Annotated in this window: 4 protein-coding genes; 2 read left to right on the plus strand and 2 right to left on the minus strand. The window is 46.7% G+C overall.

Features of this window, described 5'->3' with window-relative positions:
* Both OEL57_RS16500 and OEL57_RS16505 read left to right on the plus strand, forming a co-directional pair.
* A partial coding sequence (locus tag OEL57_RS16500; protein WP_300742012.1) for a DUF4143 domain-containing protein occupies positions 1–482 on the plus strand: 482 nt, incomplete at its 5' end.
* A gap of 15 nt (positions 483–497) precedes the next feature.
* A complete protein-coding gene (locus OEL57_RS16505; protein WP_300742013.1) occupies positions 498–1,172 on the plus strand; it encodes a DUF2459 domain-containing protein in 675 nt (224 codons plus the stop codon).
* Between the two features lie 53 nt (positions 1,173–1,225).
* On the opposite strand, the gene vapC is transcribed toward OEL57_RS16505, so the two are convergent.
* Together vapC and vapB are read right to left on the minus strand one after the other, a co-directional pair.
* Positions 1,226–1,627: a type II toxin-antitoxin system tRNA(fMet)-specific endonuclease VapC gene (gene vapC / locus OEL57_RS16510; RefSeq protein WP_300742015.1), complete on the minus strand. Its 402-nt coding sequence runs from the start codon at positions 1,625–1,627 to the stop codon at positions 1,226–1,228.
* The coding region (vapB, locus tag OEL57_RS16515) for a type II toxin-antitoxin system antitoxin VapB (protein WP_300742017.1) at positions 1,627–1,872 on the minus strand (246 nt) is incomplete at its 5' end. The genes vapB and vapC, both read right to left, overlap by 1 nt.

Genomic DNA, 1,872 nt, shown 5'->3' on the forward strand with positions numbered 1-1,872 from the left:
TGATGTTTATCATCCGACGGCTGCATCCGTACGTGCTTAACAGCGCAAAACGCGAAGTCGTCGGCATGCCAAAGCTCCACTTTATTGATACCGGCTTGGCGTGTCACCTGCTGGGGCTTAAAAAGCCGGAAACCTTGCACACCTCACACTTCTTTGGTGGCCTGGTTGAAAATCTGGTCTTTTGTGAACTGCTGAAACATGCGACCTGGGCCGACGAAGAAGTGAAATTTTATCACTTTCGTGACACAGCCAAGCATGAGCTTGATCTTGTTATTGAGCGGTGCGATGGAGGTGTTGTCGGCGTTGAGGTCAAGGCATCCATGACGGTCAAACAAGCAGATTTTAACGGGCTGGCAAATTTGGCAGAGTATGCAAAAGACCGTTTTCTACATGGCATACTGCTGTATTCTGGAGACAAGATACTTCCGTTCAAGGTTAATGACAGGCTGTTCCATGCTGTACCGCTGTCTACATTGCTATAAGGCGGAGGCGATTGCATGAAAATGATATTGGTGTTGCTGCTCTTACTTTCAATCAGTTTTGGGGGATGTGCGAGTTTTAAAGACTGGAAACATCTACCAGCCTCAAAACACGAAGAAAGAACCATTCACGTTGTAAGTCATGGCTGGCACACCGGCGTTGTTCTGGCTCAGCAGGATATGGGAGACGAGCTCGACTTTATACACGAGTATCTTACGGAAAACCCTTATTACGAGTTCGGTTGGGGGGAGGCTGATTTTTATCAGGCTGAAAAGATCACCACCAGCCTGGTTTTAAAGGCACTATTTTGGAGAAACCCCACTGTAATGCATGTGGTGGCTGTCCCCGACTCACCGGAAAAATACTTTAACCAAAGCGAAGTGGTGGAACTTTACCTTTCAGAAACTGGCTTAAAACACCTTAAAAAATCACTTAGGGCAAGCTTCAAGCTTAACAAGGATCAGCACCCTTATTCATTAAAGCTTGGACTTTATGGGGAAAGCCGTTTTTTTAAAGCCGAAGGCTATTATTTTATTACCAATACTTGTAACAGTTGGACTGGTAACCTGATGGAGAGCGCAGGAATCCCAATGGACAGCGTACTGACATTGCGGGCCGGAAGTATAATCAGTCAGGCAAGGGATGCTAAAGAACGTTATAGCTGCTGCCCTAACAGTGACTCAAACAACTGAACATATTTTTCTTAGCGGCCTTTACTCCTTGGCGAAAAATTAGCTCTTTCAGATCAGACTGTCCAATCAACTACATCAAGCCCCGCCACCCGTTCAAATTCACGGGTGTTGTTGGTAACCAGCGGGACACCCAAGGCAACAGCATGGGCGGCAATCAGCATATCCATGGCTCCGATCGGCGTTCCGGCCTTTTCAAGGGTTGCCCTAATAGCCCCGTAAGCAAGGGCCGCAGCATCATCAAAAGGTACAACCTCCAGCGGGGTAATAAATTGACCCAGCGCCTTGCTGTTCTTGTCCTGATGCTGGCTCTTGGCAACACCGTAGCGCAGTTCTGAAAGTGTAATGGATGAAATACCGATATCACCAATCTGGTATTCCAGAAACTGTTTCAGTACGCTGGCCGGTTGTTGCTTGATGATGTAGATGCAAATATTGGTATCCAGCAGCAGCTTCATCAGAATGTCTCACGTTTATCCAGTGTCGGCTGCTCGCGCTCTGGCATAAAATCATGGGAAAACTTTTTAAGGCTGCTGAACAGTGAACTCCAGGACTCACTACGAGGAATCAGATGCACCACATTGCCGGTCTTTTTGATAAAGACCTCGCTGTCATCAAAGCGAAACTCTTTTGGTAATCTGACTGCCTGGCTTTGTCCATTTTGAAATAGTTTTGCTGTTTTCATAGCCGACCTCCGTATATA

The sequence above is a fragment of the Trichlorobacter sp. genome (assembly GCF_030247655.1).
Lineage (GTDB): Bacteria > Desulfobacterota > Desulfuromonadia > Geobacterales > Pseudopelobacteraceae > Trichlorobacter.